The organism is Cryobacterium sp. 10C3 (genome assembly GCF_034314285.1).
Classification (GTDB): domain Bacteria; phylum Actinomycetota; class Actinomycetes; order Actinomycetales; family Microbacteriaceae; genus Cryobacterium; species Cryobacterium glucosi.
In genome coordinates this window covers 824516-840508 of record NZ_JAVIWF010000002.1, presented here as the reverse complement: position 1 = coordinate 840508, position 15993 = coordinate 824516, and the positions used below count along the sequence as shown (strand labels likewise).

Annotated in this window: 11 protein-coding genes; 3 read left to right on the top strand and 8 right to left on the bottom strand. The window is 58.7% G+C overall.

What is annotated here, in order from left to right; translation table 11 throughout:
• Nucleotides 1-138 precede the first annotated feature (138 nt).
• The 3 genes from RGU41_RS04595 to RGU41_RS04585 are packed head-to-tail and all read right to left on the bottom strand — an operon-like array spanning nt 139 to nt 6550.
• Nucleotides 139-3222, bottom strand: a complete 3084-nt coding sequence (locus RGU41_RS04595) for a type I restriction endonuclease subunit R (protein WP_322135665.1) — start codon at nt 3220-3222, stop codon at nt 139-141.
• Nucleotides 3222-4520: a restriction endonuclease subunit S gene (locus RGU41_RS04590; protein ID WP_322135664.1), complete on the bottom strand. Its 1299-nt coding sequence runs from the start codon at nt 4518-4520 to the stop codon at nt 3222-3224. Before RGU41_RS04590 ends, RGU41_RS04595 begins: the two co-directional genes overlap by 1 nt.
• A 47-nt stretch (nt 4521-4567) precedes the next feature.
• Nucleotides 4568-6550, bottom strand: a complete 1983-nt coding sequence (locus RGU41_RS04585) for a class I SAM-dependent DNA methyltransferase (protein ID WP_322135663.1) — start codon at nt 6548-6550, stop codon at nt 4568-4570.
• Nucleotides 6551-6983: 433 nt separating this feature from the next.
• Here RGU41_RS04585 and RGU41_RS04580 point away from each other — a divergent pair, with 433 nt between their 5' ends.
• Nucleotides 6984-7307, top strand: coding sequence for a hypothetical protein (locus tag RGU41_RS04580; RefSeq protein ID WP_322135662.1), 324 nt, complete (start codon nt 6984-6986; stop codon nt 7305-7307).
• Between the two features lie 121 nt (nt 7308-7428).
• On the opposite strand, the gene RGU41_RS04575 is transcribed toward RGU41_RS04580, so the two are convergent.
• Entirely contained in the window at nt 7429-8019 is a 591-nt protein-coding gene (locus RGU41_RS04575) for a hypothetical protein (protein WP_322135661.1), read from the bottom strand.
• Between the two features lie 214 nt (nt 8020-8233).
• Between RGU41_RS04575 and RGU41_RS04570 the strand changes: the two genes are divergently transcribed.
• Together RGU41_RS04570 and RGU41_RS04565 are read left to right on the top strand one after the other, a co-directional pair.
• Complete coding sequence (locus tag RGU41_RS04570) at nt 8234-8542, top strand: hypothetical protein (RefSeq protein WP_322135660.1); 309 nt, start codon at nt 8234-8236, stop codon at nt 8540-8542.
• Nucleotides 8539-8844 (top strand): hypothetical protein, encoded by a 306-nt coding sequence (locus RGU41_RS04565; protein WP_322135659.1) that lies wholly within the window; start codon nt 8539-8541, stop codon nt 8842-8844. Before RGU41_RS04570 ends, RGU41_RS04565 begins: the two co-directional genes overlap by 4 nt.
• Before the next feature lie 1197 nt (nt 8845-10041).
• Here the strand turns inward: RGU41_RS04565 and RGU41_RS04560 are convergent.
• The 4 genes from RGU41_RS04560 to RGU41_RS04545 all read right to left on the bottom strand — a co-directional run bounded on the left by RGU41_RS04560 (nt 10042) and on the right by RGU41_RS04545 (nt 15891).
• On the bottom strand, nt 10042-11292 hold the full coding sequence (locus tag RGU41_RS04560; RefSeq protein ID WP_322135658.1) for a serine/threonine-protein kinase: 1251 nt from the start codon (nt 11290-11292) through the stop codon (nt 10042-10044).
• Nucleotides 11293-11895: 603 nt separating this feature from the next.
• Complete coding sequence (locus RGU41_RS04555; RefSeq protein WP_322135657.1) at nt 11896-12306, bottom strand: hypothetical protein; 411 nt, start codon at nt 12304-12306, stop codon at nt 11896-11898.
• Nucleotides 12303-13802, bottom strand: coding sequence for a hypothetical protein (locus tag RGU41_RS04550; protein ID WP_322135656.1), 1500 nt, complete (start codon nt 13800-13802; stop codon nt 12303-12305). Before RGU41_RS04550 ends, RGU41_RS04555 begins: the two co-directional genes overlap by 4 nt.
• A gap of 580 nt (nt 13803-14382) precedes the next feature.
• Nucleotides 14383-15891, bottom strand: a complete 1509-nt coding sequence (locus tag RGU41_RS04545) for a hypothetical protein (RefSeq protein WP_322135655.1) — start codon at nt 15889-15891, stop codon at nt 14383-14385.
• Nucleotides 15892-15993: the final 102 nt, after the last annotated feature.

Sequence of the window (15993 nt, the reverse complement as noted above, 5' to 3'; positions counted from 1 at the left end):
CCTGTGGCTGTGACCTTTTGGAAGGTGTCGGTTTGTCGTCAGCCAAGTTCTGGCTCCTGGATTCGACCGTCTCTGGGGTCTCGTCGGCACCGTTCCCGCAGCGTCGACGGTCACGCATCGTGTGAGCGAGGTGACTCATCAGGCAGCGTCCTTTCCGTCTTGATAGAGGGCCCGCCCGATTAGTTCGATAATCCTCGCGAGTTTCTCGTCGCTACTGAGGGCCTCGGTGACCATGTTCCCGAAGTTGTTTCCCGAAGTGATAATCGCATTCGTCACGGTAGATCCTAGGTCAGGGCTTGCTAGGAACTGCTGCTCACTGTTCACGGCGATCTGAGTGGTGATCTTGGTGTTCTCGGCGGCCTTGCCTTTGACGTGGGTGAAGAAGCCTTTCATGTCGGCGCCCGTGAGTCCGTCGCCGTCGAAGAGCTGGTTCAACTGGTTGACTGCCTCCAGGAGGCGGGCGAGTACGGGGTCGACCGGTGTCTTCGAGCCGGCAGCCGTGAGCGGGTCGAGCGCGACATCGCCGTCGCCGAGGGCAATGTGCTGGGTGTCGTGTTTCTTGAGGCTATAGCCGATCAGGGCGACGCTGGCGAGGTCGATCGGGCTGCGCCGGCTATCCTCGCGGATGACACGCGCGAGAGCCCGATAGTAGAGAGCATGCTTCTCGACCGACGTGTCCTCGTAGTTGATGATCTGCGAGAGGAAATCGTAAGCGTTAATGTACGCGGTTAGGTCGCTACGGAACAGCTCCAGCCGGTCAACTTCAACCCCGTCGCCCGCTAGCACGGCTGCCTCGTAGCGCGTGTTGAAGCGCTCTTTGCCCGGTGCGATGGCCGCCGTGAGCGCGTTGTTGCCTTTCTTGAAGACCTCCACGGCTGCGGCGGCGTCGACCTCGTATTCTTCGTAGATGTGTAGGGAGTCGAGTTTGGTCTTGATGTCGTGCACGATGTTCGGGTCTGACACCGCTGACAGGTTCGCGTCCCGGTAGTACGGTTCAAACGATTCTCGGATAACTTCGGGATCGTTCACAAAATCGAGTACGAAGGTGTTGTCCTTGCCCTTGGCCATCCGGTTCAGCCGCGACAGGGTCTGCACTGCCGTCACTCCGGACAGCTTCTTGTCCACGTACATGGCCACGAGCAGAGGCTGGTCGAACCCGGTCTGGAACTTGTTGGCCACGAGCATGACCTGGTAGCTCTCCGTCTTGAACGCCTCCGGCAACGAGCGGCCATGAAGCCCCGGGTTCATGTTGGATTCCGTGAACGGCACCGGGCTGAGAGTCTCGTCGAGGACCTCGCCGGAGAACGCGACAAGGGCGCGGATATCCGATCGCCCGCTGCGCTCCACGTAGTCGTCGAAGGCGAGCTTGTACCGCACGGCTTCTTTGCGGGAGCCGGTGACGACCATGGCTTTCGCTTTGCCGTTTAGCCGCCAGGCCACGTTCTCGCGGAAATGCTCGATGATGAGCGCGGCCTTCTGGCTAATGTTGAATTCGTGCAGCCGCACCCAGTGCATCAGCTCTTTTAGCGCCTGGGTCTTCTCGACCAAGGGTTCGTTGGAGTCGTACTCCTGGCCGTTGTGTGCGAGCTTGAACGCCATCTTGTACGGCGTGTAATTCCGCAGCACGTCGAGGATGAAGCCTTCCTCGATGGCCTGCTGCATCGTGTACAGGTGGAAGGGAAGCGGCAGATCGCCGCCCGCCGGCACCCGACCGAACAGCTCCAATGTCTTCGCCTTCGGTGTGGCCGTGTACGCGAAGTAAGAGATGTTGGAGGCGTTCGCCCGGCCTTCCATGTCCGCCGCGAGGAGGGCTTCCATGTCGACCTCGCCGCCGTCGGCTAGATCCTTGACTTCCTCATCGGTGAGCACAGATTTCACCTTGTTCGAGGTCGTGCCGGTCTGCGAGGAGTGCGCCTCGTCGGCGATGATCGCAAAGTTCCGTCCCGCGAGGGTGCCCTCAAGCTTGGCAAGCTCGGCCATCGCGAACCCGAACGTCTGGATGGTCACGACGATGATCTGTACGCCCTGCGTGAGCGCCTCGGCGAGTTTGGCCGACTTCGACCCGCCGCCCTTGGTATCGATACCGACGACGACGCCAGTCTTCGCATCAATCTGCGTGATCGCGTCCCTCAACTGGGTATCGAGCACGGTTCGGTCGGTGACGACGATGACCGAGTTGAAAACTTTCGATCCGTCCGCCCGGTGCAGGGTGGAGAGTTGGTGTGCGGTCCACGCGATCGAGTTTGTCTTGCCCGACCCTGCCGAATGCTGGACCAGATACCGATGCCCCGGCCCCTCGTCCCGGGCAGCCTCGATCAGTTTCGTTACCGACTCCCACTGCTGATAGCGGGGGAAAAGCAGGGTCTCGGACTTCTCGACGACCCCGGTCACGGGGTCGATACTCGTCTCGACCTGCAAATGCATGAACTTCCCGAGGATACCGAGCCACGCATCTTTCTGGAACACCCGCTCCCACAGGTACGCCGTCGCTGACCCATCCGTATTCACCGGGTTGCCGGCTTTTCCGTCGTTGCCCTGGTTGAACGGCAGGAAGAACGTCTCCGGCCCGCGTAGGTGCGTAGTCATGAAGACCTCGGAGTTCGACACCGCGAAGTGCACCAGCGCCCGATGCCCGAATGACAGAAGCGGCTCGCCTTTCGGGTTGCGGTCGGTGCGATACTGCATGATCGCGTCCTGAACATTCTGCGTGAAGTCCGTTTTCAACTCCAACGTCGCCACCGGCAGGCCGTTAACGAAGAAGACGAGATCGATGCTCTTCTTGCTCGACGTCGAGTAGAAAACCTGCCGCATCACCCGTAGCCGCATCTTCGCGTAATCGGCTGTCGTCGTCGGGTTCAATGCATCCGCCGGCTTGAACTGGGCCATCCGTAATGACACCGGTGTGAGCTTGAACCCCCGCCGCAGAACCGACAGGGTGCCCCCGTACACGCCGGCGATGCCCTCGAACGGCGCGTCCAGCGCCTTCACGAGACGGTCCAGGAGCGCCTCCTGAGCCTTCGCTTGAAGAGGTACTGCGTCGCCCGGCTTCACGAGCTTCGCCAGCGCCTCCGGCTGAGTGTCAGCCAGCCAACCGAACACATCCGCCGGGAACATCGCGCGTTCCTTGTCGTACCCGGCGCTGGTCGGCGAGTACAACCATCCCTGCGACTCCAGATAGAGCGCCAGTTCCGCTTCAAACGGCTTCTCGTTGTGCTCCCCCATCACAGCCCCCTCACATCAATCTTCCCCGTCACAGCAGCACTGATAATCGCCTGCCGGCGTTCTCTCAAGGCTCCTACCACTTGATGCGCTTTCGAAACCAGATCTGCGATCTTCGCCGTTTCGGAGTCAAGGAAGGCCCCGATGGCCTCCTGCTCCTGTCGACTCGGCATCGCTAGTCGAATCTCTCTGAAGTCCTCATAGGAGAGATTCTGCATGCTGCTGCTTGAACCCACCCGTTGAGCGCCAACCTGATCCTTGTAGGTCCGAGTCTGGAACCACCAATAGACAAAGATCGGGTCACACCGGAAGCCAATCTGCCACAACTTGTCGGATAGGTAGAGATTGTCATGCGCTTCACGCACAAGTGCAGCAGCACCGACGAGTTCCGGTGAGTTCGCTCGGTTGATAAGTACTTTTCCAAGACGCACCGGACAAGAGACTCGAGGTAGATCTTCCTCTAGAACCACTTTGTTCTGACTCGAATCAAACACTCCTCTGGACGCGCTGCCAGTCTTGAGCACCGCTATTTCTCCCAGAACCGCTGGAGTATCCGTCGCGTTTACGCTGGTTCCCGATTCGCGATCGGCAATTACGTGCTTAAGTTTTGAGACCGACCATTCAATTGGAACCACACCTAACCACTCCACCCCGGAATCTCTCAATTCGACCTTCGAGTTGATTCCACGAGTAACGGCATGGGCGATCACAGCTTGGCGGCGCTCGGTCAGCATCTCGACCAACTGCTCCTGCTTGGCGATGAGCGCGTCAATCTGCCCAGTCTCACGATCCAGGTAGGCAGCAATCTCGCGTTGTTCACGAACGGGAGGTATTGGGACCGGGAGCGAGGCCAAAGCAGATTGTCCTAGACCAACTCGTGTCAGACCGTTGGCACGCGTCTCTAAAACGCTGTTGACATAGGTGGAGTCAAAAAGCCATTTGAGGAAGTAGCCGTCAGCGTTTGACTTTGCCCTGAGAATCGCAAGGTGGTAGCCACAGACGACGCCGGGGAGGTCGACCGGGACGAACGCTGCAATTCCGATGTCGTCGGCGGACTCTGAATCCTTGGTAATTACGACATCTCCACTTCTCAGCGAAAAGCGGGCAATTTCCGATGGACTAGCGGTCGCATGCGTGAACGCGAGGTCAGATGAAATGCGGTCTTGATAGTAGACGTCAACGTAGTTACACAGAAGAATCTCGGATTGGCCGCTGTAGGCCTTCTTGTCCACTGTGCTGGCGGTACTCGTTGCGATGTCCTTCAGCCGACCCTTTGACCAGTGGCTCGGTAGGCTCCCCATCCAGTGAAAGCTCTGGTCTTGAGCTCCTGACAGACGTTTTGTAGACACTAGGCTCTCTCAACTTCGCCGAGCAGAATAGTTATCTCTTGCACGAGCTTGTTGAGGTCCGCGTCAATGTCGACTAGGGCACGTGGCGGAACGTACTTGTAGAAGTGGCGAGTGAAAGGGATCTCGTAGCCGACCTTATCCTTCGCGCGGTCGACCCAGAAGTGCTCGACGTACGGTGCGATCTCACGCTGAACGTAGGCGTCGATGTCCTCGGTGAGTGGAACGTTCTCGGTGTCGCGGAGGTCTGTGTCCGGCACAGCGTTACCCTTCGCGTCTCTGACGATGGGAGCGGTTTCGTCGCGCTCCGATAGCCCGGCAATCAGTGCCTTGAGCTGCGCGGCGGTGAGAATGAGGTTTGCGGCAGTGAGGGTCTTCTTGATGCCGGTCGTGAAGGCCTTGGCGTCCGACGTGGTGGGTCCAACAACCCCGAGGGCCGGGGCGAGGACTGATCGAATCTGGTCGGCGACAGTGACGAGCGGCTTCGCAGCAACAGCTGCTTCAAGTCGCGCTCGGGTGAGCGCCCATGTGAGCTGAAGGGGACGTTCCACCGTGATGGTGGTGTATCCGAAGTCGTCGTTCGTGAAGATCTTGGACGCGCCGTCCGTGGCGGTGCTGGCGTCGGCGTTGTGGCCGTAGAGCTGCACGATGTTTTTGACCTGTTTTGAACTGATCATGCGGCGTTTAGAGCCGAGGGACCTGGGAACGTTCTTCACCCACTGGTTGGTGGCGTCGACAAGTTGAACCCGGCCCTTGCGACTGGTGGGCTTGTCGTTGTCAAGGATCCAGATGTACGTGGCAATGCCGGTGTTGTAGAACAGGTCGGTGGGCATCGCGATGATCGCGTCGAGGAGGTCGTTCTCAATCAGGTACTTGCGGATGTTGGACTCGCCGGAGCCGGCGCCACCGGTGAAGAGTGGGCTGCCGTTGAGTACGATGCCGACCCGGCCGCCGCCCTGCGATTTCGGACGCATCTTCTTCACCAAATGCAGCAGGAACAGGAGCGAGCCGTCAGAGACACGAGGCAGTCCGGGTCCGAAACGGCCGTCAAAGCCACGCTCGGCGAATTCTTTCTGAACGAAGTCTTGTTGCTTCTTCCATTCCACGCCGAAGGGCGGGTTGGAGATGCCGTAGTCGAATGTCTTGCCGAGGTGGCCGTCGTGGGTGAGCGTGTCTCCCCAGATTATGTTCTCGATGGCCTGGCCCTTGATCACCAGATCGGCTTTCGCGATAGCAAACGACTCGGCGTTGAGTTCCTGCCCGACCAGGGTTAGGGAGGCGTTTGGATAGTGGGTGTGCACGTATTCGTCGGCAACGCTGAGCATGCCGCCGGTACCGGCGGTGGGGTCGTAGACGGTGCGGACCGCGCCAGGGACGGAGAGGGAACGCGCCGGGTCACCGTCCGGGTGCTCGGTGAAGAGGAGGCTGACGATCAGCCGCACGACCTCGCGCGGGGTGAAGTGTTCACCGGCCGTCTCGTTGGAGGCTTCTGCGAAGCGCCGGATGAGTTCCTCGAAGATGAGGCCCATCTCGGTGTTGCTGACTCGGTCGGGGTGCAGATCGACGCCGGCGAATTTCTGCACGACAAGGTAGAGCAGGTCATTCTCATCCAGCTTGGCGACCTGTGCGGCGAAGTCGTAGCGATCGAAAATGTCCCGTACGTTCGGGGAGAAACCCTCGACGTAGTTGAGGAGGTTCGCCTTCACGTTCGCCGGATCGCCGCTGAGCTTCTCGATTGTGTAAAGGCTGGTGTTGTAGAAATCGTGCAGGGACACCGCCGGTAGGAGCTTCTCCACCGGGATCGCGCCGTCCTTGCGCTTCTCGAACTCCGCGAGAACAGCGTCCTTTGTCGGCTCCAGCACCGCGTCGAGTCGACGCAGGATTGTGAAGGGAAGGACGATCTTGCCGTAATCGGACTGCTTGTAGGTGCCGCGCAGCAGGTTTGCGATCGACCAGATGAATGCCCCGTTGTTTTCTTCAGCCATGGTGGTGCCGTGCTTCCCCTCGTAGTGCCTGTGCTCAGCCTATGGGGAGAGGCGACCCTACGACTCTGAGGGCGCTACCAAGTAGTCAGCCAGCGTGATGAGATTCCAGCGCGTCTGCCGTGGTCCGGGCAAGATTGCGGTCATGGATGACGAAGTACCCTGGACCGGCCCGCAGTGCCCCTCGTGCTGCGAGGAAATGAACGCGGCGGTGGTCGAGACTCGACGTGGTCTCGCAGTTGTCCAACGATGTCCGAAATGCCAAGTGACGATGATCGTAGGAGAAACGTTTGCGCCGAAGGACTACTAACGGATCCTCTACCATCCAACCCGCCGCAAGCGCTCATTTCCGAGCCTGAAGTTGTGGTTATTGCGGCACTCCGCGAGGATCAAGCAGAAGCAGGAGAGTGAGAAATAGGCCATGGGAAATCTAGGCATGTATGAGGAAATCACCAGACTGGCCAAGCAATTGGGCGGAGTCGACAACCTCATCAAGAATATCGAAACGGGCGCCGTGACAAAAGCGGCTCCAAAACTGATGGCCGCGGGCGCTCTGGGGGCTGGTGTGGTTTACGCGGGTGTCAGGGGAGTTGTCAAGGGCGGCAAATTTCTTGCGCGTAAGTACAAGGCCCATCAGGTAGCTGCTAGTGATGCAAAGAATCAGTTGAAAGCCAAATTCGAGGAAGCTTCCAAACCCGATGAGAACATGGCTAATGGAGTTGCCCCTTCAAACGATGACGGCGAGGCGACACGAGCATAGTTCCGCAACGGACATAACGCGCGCGGGACTGTCACAGAATTCGCGACGAGTTTGATAGCGGGCAGCTAGTGGCGCGTCCTGCTCGAACTTGGTCGCCTGTCCGGTCATAAGTCCAAGGTCGTCATGAATCCCAGACATATCCGTCCTTCCCGAGCGCAAGGAGGACGCCAAGTTGCACGGCGCGGCTATCGAGCAGCGTGCCGGTCTGCAGGAGGCGCAGTTGGCGTCCAAGCCATCGAGCGAGCGCGAATTCCCTTGCGTTATTGCCGTTGAGGAACGGAAGCTGTCCGGTGACAGTGACGTGACGCTTGCAGGCTTCCAACTGCTTCTGCCAAGCACGCTCGTGGGGGTCCCAAGCGAACGCCGGCGACACGTCCAGGCGTATCAGCTGGTAAGTCGAGAGTCTGGTCTCAAATCGACGCTGGTATCGGGCCCACTCGCCCATGTGCCGTTCTGCAAGTGGAATGTTGCTGCGAACACGAGTGTTCTCGCGTGGCGAGCGATCGTTTTCAAACCAGAAATCTTCGTAGACGTAGAGGGCAGAGACCCAGTTAGACGGGCGTCTTCCGACACGTTGCCGGCTCTCCTCGTCGATGGCCCCGCAGCGGTCCGCTACCTCGTACTCTGCAGACCGCGCGTCACGATCGTTCCCAGTGTTCCAGATCTGCGAAGCTCTGCAGTGGAGGGACTTCCGAGCCTTCTTGCCGTCCATGGGTCGCCCGTCGTGGCCACCCCAGTGGTGTCCTCGACGAATTCATGCGCGGCACATTCCATCCGATGGCAACGGCGCGCTATTGGGCCGCAGCTCTGTCGATGAGTCGGCGGTTTAGAAGAGCTTCGGCTGCCTACCGTTATTTGTGCGTCGATTCCGCTCAAGCCACAAACTGGAAATCCCGCGACGCTGCGACGAGGAAACGGGGCGTGACATGTTGACTTCGCTATCCGATGGCTCTACAGGCCGCTACCTGGTAGCGACCGCCTCCGGCAGTCTCTACCGGCTTGACCTCGATCGGCGGGTTATGAGCAGGGTGCCAGAGTTCGGCGTTGAATCGAGACTGCACCGATTGCGTCGAGACGGCGAGGATGTCGACCTGCTCGAACTGGTTCAATGCGAAGTCGGGAAACGGATGATTCTCCGAATTAACCTCGCCGCTCCCGGAGTCTGGATGACGACGAGGGCGAGCACCGAAGTCAAACGGATCGAGAACCTTGCCGAGGAGGTTTCAGGATCATGAAGGCGAGTTTGAGCATCCTCGATGGCGGGAACTGGCTCGTCACGACGGTTACCTCCACATTCCAATTCGATCTCGATGCCGGGACCATCACCCGTTTGCCAGGTCCAACTGCCCCGCCCACCGTGAACGACCAGACACGACCCATCTTGGAGATCGTTCACTGCAAGGTTGGCGAACGCGGATATTGGCTGATGAAACCAGACGATTTCGAAGCCGACTTCTTGGAGCACTACTGGCATCTCTCGAGCATCATCCAAAGCATTGAACCCGCATCGGCAACTGAGGCAACAGAAGCCTCATGAATATCTCGTCAGCAACGTCTCTCGAGCGGCTTGTCGCAGCTCCCCGTCCCACCGCAGAAGAACCTCCAAGTGCGTTTATCGAGCGCGACATCGCCAGGCCGGCAAAGACGCGTATCGACGTGGGGTCGGCGAGGCTGGGATCATTGGAGTCGGCTATCAGGGCCCACGACCTCACTTCCCTCCTGGCAATCATCAAGAGCCGCTGTCTCGTTGATGGTCAGAATCCAAGTTCCTGCTGGATTTGGAATGGTGCACGACGGTCGGACGGGTATCCATATCTGGGCCGAGCTCAGACGAATCGACTCGCGCATCGAGTCATGATGTGGGGATCGATCGGCTTCCCTGGACGCCTTTCCGACCTTCCACCTGTGCACCATCTCTGTGGGACGCGAGCATGTATGAATCCCGACCATCTAGCCCTCGCGACGGCGCTCCTCAACAATATCGAGCGTTCCGTTCGGACCACATTGTTGCGCCAGATCGACGTCTTGGCAGATGCGCTCCGTTCCCTGGATCCCGGGCATCCGGCGCTTGCTACGTTTCGGACCGGGACTAACACAGTGAACGAGATCCGCTCGAATTCGGGTGTGGCCTTCGAATCACGGCGACAGCGGGTTCGGCGCTTTGCGAAGAAGAACGCGTACGAAACGAGGCGACGGGCGCACCAGGAGACACGTTTCGAACAAGTAATTGAAGTCGACAGCCTCGTCGCGAGAGGTTCATCGCGAAGTGCCGCACTCAAGATAGTGGGCATGAACCGGACGGCCTACGGCGACTGGAGTCTTCGCCTGGGTCAACTAGTCGATGGCACGAGAGTCTGACATTTTATCGTTCAGGCCATTCAATGAATATTCGCTTCCGAGAGCCCCCGTGTCGTGCACTTGAGCACCAATGCACGGCGGCGCGATTGGCATGGCTGAGCACAAGGGTCGGTATGGTTGAGCACCATCTGGATCGGCTTTCACTGCCATCGGCTGCCACACAGTCTGGATTGAAAAGCGCCGCGACGGTTGGCGAGTCATTAGCATGTCGGTAGCACTAGTCCACGTTGTTTGGTAGCAGAGTCCCGCGGAGGCGGCAGCGGCCCGGGAAATTGAGACCAGTCATGGACGGCGCCTGGCCAGCGCTGCGATTCGTCCTCATGTATGTCGGCAACCTGCCGCACACGACCAAGAACCACAATGGCCAGATCGCGCTTCAGCTCTGACGCAGTTTCGCAATCAGCTCAGTGTCGGTGTACTTCTCATACTTGTCGCGCGCCTTTTCCTGGAAGAACTCCCACGACTCCGACGAGTGCAGGGCTCGCTCCATCGCTTTGCCCGCACGCGCAGGCAGCACAGCGAGCCAGTCAAGGATCGTGCGCGATGGGGCGAACTGATCGACACTCGCGGTGGTGCCGAACAGGACTGCTGCGACTTGCTCGGCCAACTCGAACTGGTTCGCGTTGACCAGAGCCCGGACCACCCTCACACACCAGGAGAGGAACGGATCCATATCGCTGTAGCGCATTCCTGGCACTTCCCCAAGAAGATCCGACACCGCATCAACCATGCCGGCGCTATCGGCTGCCGCCCAGGCATTCACGTCGGACTGCGAAGCTCTCGGAAGAGCTCGGATCACGCGCGTTTGTTCCCCCGGTTGCCCGAGAATATAGGCGCTCACCTCGGCCCACTCTCCTTGCTGAATCAGCGCATCGAACGTGCCCACGAATGGATGTGTCGCCTTGGTGAAGGCCCTCACAAAGGCGTCCAGGTTCGCAAACCGGTCCGGCCCGTGTGGCCTCGTCGCCCTGCGGATAGCAGCGCCAAGACGAGGGTCAGGAGGCACCGACACATGTCCATACGAAGGCGGCTGCCCAGTCAGCAGCCAGGATGCGATTGCCCCGAGGCTGTACACGTCTGCAGTGATCGTCGCGTCGTGCGCATCGCTGTACTGCTCCGGCGCCGCCCACCCGGCGCTTCCCGTCAAACCTCCAGATTGAGTCAGCTTGGATATTGTGAGGCCCAAGGGATTACGAACAATACCAAAGTCGGCAACGACCCATCGGGCTCCGTCATCACCGTCGAGCCATAAAATGTTCTGCGGCTTCAGGTCGCGGTGCACCTGACCTTCAGCATGGAGAGGTCTGAGCCCTCCGGCAACAGCCTCGAGAATCTCGACGCACTCTATTACCGAGCAGGGCACATCGGCCTCAGACAGCGCGTGCGACGCGTACGGCATGGTGTACCAGCTGTGCGAAGAATCGTAGTCGAGAATCGGCATCACGTGCCTGTTCGCAGTCGCAACCATGGCGAAGAGCTCGCGCTCAAAACGCTCCTGCACTTGGGGTACATCGGCGGCGATCTTCAGGACAACGGTTCGGCCAGAAGTGCTCTGTGAAGTCCAGACTTGAGCTGCGGGCGTCTCGCTGATTCTCTCCCCCAGGTCGTATCCGTCGGGTATCGCCACGAAGTCACCTCTCTGCTTTCTGCTCTCTGATGTCGGGCGTATCTCCCCCACCCCGCAATCAACGGTGCTGTCGGTTCCTTGAGGCCAGCGAACCAATGCTGAGGACCGCCGGGTCAGTTGAAGCGTCCGGTGAGGAATCCCCTACTGGCAGCGGCGCGGCCTCCTATACCCGTCTCATGGAGATGAGCTGAAACGTCAAAATTAGCGTCACCTCGCAGCGAACAGACCCGAGTGCAGCCGGGTTCGCGACCATGTGCCAGGACTAGCGTACTCACGAGCGCTGGTCGCCAACGGCGCCAGGTGCCAACTGACCGACACGGCTTCGACGTGGACGCAATGACGGACCGGCGCATCCGCAACTTGAGGTGCCCGGGACCACCGGGCCTGCAGGGCCATAACCAAAAGTCTCATCCGGGCGCAAATATCGGCTCGGTGGTCCCGCACCTCGTGGTGCTCTCTCGCACGATCGGTGGTGCTGAACCGCACGATTGGGTGGTGCGCAGAGCGACGAATACCCAATTTAGAGTGCTGCAGCAGCCGCATTTCCGTGCAACGTCGCCACACGAGCACGACCAGTCCTCGCCGCACAATGCTGTTGAGACTTCAAGAAGAGCCGATTCGCGGGATGTCCGCCCGACCTTCCAAGGCTCGTCGGAGCGTTTCGTTCTCCACGGTAAGTCGACGAACCTGTTCGGCATAGATGTTGAGCTCCAACAAGAGGTCATCGCGTTCTCTTCGGACCACGCGCAATTGCGCTTCTGCGGCAATCGCTCGGTCGTCTTTCTTCCTGCCGATAGGACCTTCACCGGACTGCTGCCTTGCTTGAGCAATCTTCGTGACAACGTCCGGGAACGCCGCATAGAAAGCCGGGCGCTTCACCCCGAGTCGCGCTGCCAGTGCCGTGACGGTAGGCGCCGGCCCGCCACGAGACGCTTCCGCGGACAAGATCTGATGCATCTCGTTGACAGCGTCAATGGTCAGTTTTCGCGGTGTCTTCATTAGGTCGTTTTTCATGACGTAACACCTAACAATTCACGAATCTTGCCAGCTCGCATCCTTAAGCGCGACAGGACGAACGGGGCGGTGACCGACCCACTTTCCAGGAATCCCTCGATGAGATTCAAGTCTTCGAGCCAAGCCTCCACGTTGGCGGTGTCAAGGGATACGTTCCGACATTCGAATGGCAGGCACGCCTCCATTTCAGGAGCATCGGCCCGATGTCTCAAGCACTTCGCTTTCGACGCGTCAAAGACGCATGTTACGAATTCGCCAGGGTAAACACCCGGCTCCTCTTGTTCGACTAGGAGTTTCATCTGCTTTGGGTTGTCAGCGACAATCCCGGCGAACCGCATTCGTCCAACGAATTTACTTGCGCGATCTCGAGCAATGTCGCCGGCCGGGCCTAGGAGTTCAACCCCTCGGCTCTCCAAATCGACGAGGTAGTCACCCCGCGCCATAGCAATTTCGCTTTCAACCTCAGCTCGAAAGCCGGAGTCCGATGTGCCCGCGTAGCCCTCGAACATTTGGACGCTATGGTGGCGAAACTGAATGGCGCCAGCGATCGAGCCGCCCGGTCGCCGCGCGATAAACCAAGCCAAAGTCCTTCGAAATTGGCTAGTGGCCAATTTCCACACGTTCTCATCGTCATCGGCAATCTGATCCACAACGCCTTTGCCCTTGCTATATTCGTTGCACCACGCAACGAATCTGTTCATTTCTGAGTTCGTCTTCCGGTGGTCCATGGCATCCCGTTGTCGAGCACTGGCACTCTTTCTGTAGGTCAACGCGGCGAAGAGGTGAAGCTGGCCCTCGTCTTGGAGCCGCTCAAGAGCCGCAATTGCCTTCCGCACCGGATCGCCAACGATCCACGTGGCCGGGGCTCCCATTTCGTCAGCTTCTCCCTTGAACGCAATCCCAGAGACTCTCCGTCTTGCAACCCGTCCAGTGGAGTCCTTGTCCAGCGTCAGGCATCCTCGCCGAAGGCTCTTAATTTCGGCGTCCCGCATCCCAGAGAAAAAGGCGATAACGATGTAGCACGCAACTGAAAGCATCTCCAGGTAGAACGGGACGTCCTTGTACTCGAAGCGCGGGAGCTGTATGCCTCCCGGTGCAACGACTCGGATGGGTACTTGAAGATATGACCCATCGTCGATGCCCAAGTCATTGACGGCTTGAGTGATTAGTGCTTTCGAACCGCGGTAGGCCGCATCCCGCGTGCAATCCGCTTCGCGTGCAATGTGCGCATAGTTGACGACGTACGAACCCGTCTTCTCGTTCCACCACCCTGGCAGTTTCCGTCCTTCGACTGCGTAGCGGTCCAACAATTTCACGATGCGGCGCTCTCCGATTCCAATTCCTACCGGTGCTCCTTCAGTCCGGTAGCGGGCAGATCTGGGGCCGCGGTTCCGAAGACTGACATACGCATCCATCGCCTCTAGAACCTCTTCAGAAAGCTCCTCAACCCATTTCATCGCCCAGGTCATGAGCGGAACCAGGACGGTTTCGGGCATCCGCTGCGTCTTGTTCTCCTGCCCCTTTTGAGGGCCCGGGAGCCCTTTCCACGTCACGGTCCTAAACGGGTCGAAGGTGAGAAAGTCCGACGAAAGGGCTGCACGATTCGTGTAAAACAATCGCGCAGCGGAAATGGAGAGCTTCGACTTGTTCGGATGGTCCGGGTATTTAGCGCTTAGGTAGCGCGCGAATGCCTCGATATCTTTAGGCCCGAGAGTGTCTAGGCGCGGCGTCCCAGACACTGTGAGCCAGTCAAAAAAGGTCGGATGTTGGAGAAGTAGCTCCGGATACTCGCAGCGCGCAAGTACTCGGCTCCATCTCTGACATCAACAGCAAGAAGGGCAAAGAACAGTTCCTTCACCGTAGTGCGGTAAGGGTTGGCAAAATAAGCAAAGTGCAGCTGGTGAAACCTGCTGTGTTCCTTCAATACGATGGGCTCGAGACTCCAGATATCGTCCGCGAACACGGACATCTCGGATCTAACCGTGCCCATTCTAAGAGCCCGGGTGCCAAAGAGCGACGCACCTCGATTAGTGAGATCTTCTGGGCTGAAATGATTCTGCAGCGACGTAGTCATATTCAGATCCTGTCCTCCAACAACTTGAGCGGCACTTTAAGGGACGGATCGGACTTTGCCGAATCTATTTGTGCCGCAGTGAAGCGCGGGAGTATGTCGTCCGTTATCGCTAGCCAAGCCTGGCCATAGTCGCTCCACCAGCGCGGCCCGCTGACTTCTTCGGACCGTTTATGTAGTTCGTCAAGGAGATTGACTATCGCCGGCAGATTGCCCTCACCGACAATTGCATTTGGGCAACTAAAACAGATCAGCGCGGATTGGTCGCAGACTTCGCCGTCGGCATATGGACCATGCAGAATGTCTCGACAACTCAAGAATGCAGTCGGCGTGGCCTCGCTTGCGGCACGGCCCAAATCACCCACCGTGGAAATGCGATGACCTTGTCCGTTGGGATGGCTTCGGCGGGCCCGAAAATCCTCCTCTAACTCCTCGAATGTTTCACCCATTACTCCCTCAGCCCAGTCGATGACCGTCGCGTCTCCGCGGAGGTAGTTGTTGAACAAGACATCTTGGGTATTACCGCGGGTCGCAGATGGAAGGTGTCCTCCTGCGGTCTTGGTTTCGCGGCGGAGGTAGGTCGTCCTGATCCTGTTGAATGTAAGTTCGCGCTTCGTCGATCCGTCGACAATTTTGTTTCGTTCAGCCCACCGGTTCAAGAAGAGACTTACGTGCGAAAGCCTCTTTTCCCAGGGGTACCGACAGCTGACTGTGTTTCGCCCATAGGTGTTCGTCCAGACGGCTAACAGCTTGTCCGATCGAGCAATTGCGCGAGCAGGCGCGCTTAGCTCATCGACAAGTTGGTAGAAGCCACCGGGCGAATGGAGCTGCCGACTCTTTGTCCCGACTGCCCAGACCACGGGCTCGTACCATCTACCATCGCCTCTTCGCCGCTTCACAACCTGGACCTGCACGGCGCTCGAATCGTGGACAGTGTGAGCCGCCGGCAATTCTTTAATGGCTTCAACGTTCATTCCTGATATAGCGACGAACAGAATGAGAAGTGGCGCCAAATCGTTCTCGGTCAGAAAGACCTCCGAGGCTAACGCCGTCCGGTCCGTGTAACGGATCCCCTGGCTAGGTAATGTTCCTGTTCGCAAGAGACATTCGAGGAGCCTGGCATGGTCTTGTTGCCTCTCAGTGAGACCTTCGGGGTGCAGGCGAAACCGCTCGACAAGTGCGCGACCGGCCCGAATTCGACTTCTGATCGCCACCACTTCCGACCTAGCGGAAATCTTGATGCGGTTGAAGATCTCGTCGCTATAGCCGGAGACGCCGGGTCGGTTGCCGGTGCCAGGCCCGGCGATACTGAGATAGGCAACGACGCTCTCATCGAGTTTGACCTCCTCATCCAATGTGTTGAGGATGCCCTTCAAACTCGCCAACATCGTGTGCGCTGAAGCGGCCGTGAATCCCGCTTCTTCAATGAGTACGCGTCGATATTCCCGAAAGCTCCCAACGCCTATGTCACCAAATGATGTCAGTCCCGGCTTGTGGCCCTCCATGAATGCCACGAATCTTCGGATGGAGGTCCAAATCCCCTCGGCTGTGGCAATCGTCCTGCTGGATCCGTAGAAGCTGGTGGCCCCAGCAAAACCGCGAACGGCCTCCTCGGT

Coding starts and splice junctions, on each gene's coding strand:
- RGU41_RS04595 (WP_322135665.1), bottom strand. CDS start 3,222: ATGGGGGAGCACAACGAGAAGCCGTTTGAAGCGGAACTGGCGCTCTAT.
- RGU41_RS04590 (WP_322135664.1), bottom strand. CDS start 4,520: ATGGGGAGCCTACCGAGCCACTGGTCAAAGGGTCGGCTGAAGGACATC.
- RGU41_RS04585 (WP_322135663.1), bottom strand. CDS start 6,550: ATGGCTGAAGAAAACAACGGGGCATTCATCTGGTCGATCGCAAACCTG.
- RGU41_RS04580 (WP_322135662.1), top strand. CDS start 6,984: ATGTATGAGGAAATCACCAGACTGGCCAAGCAATTGGGCGGAGTCGAC.
- RGU41_RS04575 (WP_322135661.1), bottom strand. CDS start 8,019: ATGGACGGCAAGAAGGCTCGGAAGTCCCTCCACTGCAGAGCTTCGCAG.
- RGU41_RS04570 (WP_322135660.1), top strand. CDS start 8,234: ATGTTGACTTCGCTATCCGATGGCTCTACAGGCCGCTACCTGGTAGCG.
- RGU41_RS04565 (WP_322135659.1), top strand. CDS start 8,539: ATGAAGGCGAGTTTGAGCATCCTCGATGGCGGGAACTGGCTCGTCACG.
- RGU41_RS04555 (WP_322135657.1), bottom strand. CDS start 12,306: ATGAAAAACGACCTAATGAAGACACCGCGAAAACTGACCATTGACGCT.
- RGU41_RS04550 (WP_322135656.1), bottom strand. CDS start 13,802: ATGCCCGAAACCGTCCTGGTTCCGCTCATGACCTGGGCGATGAAATGG.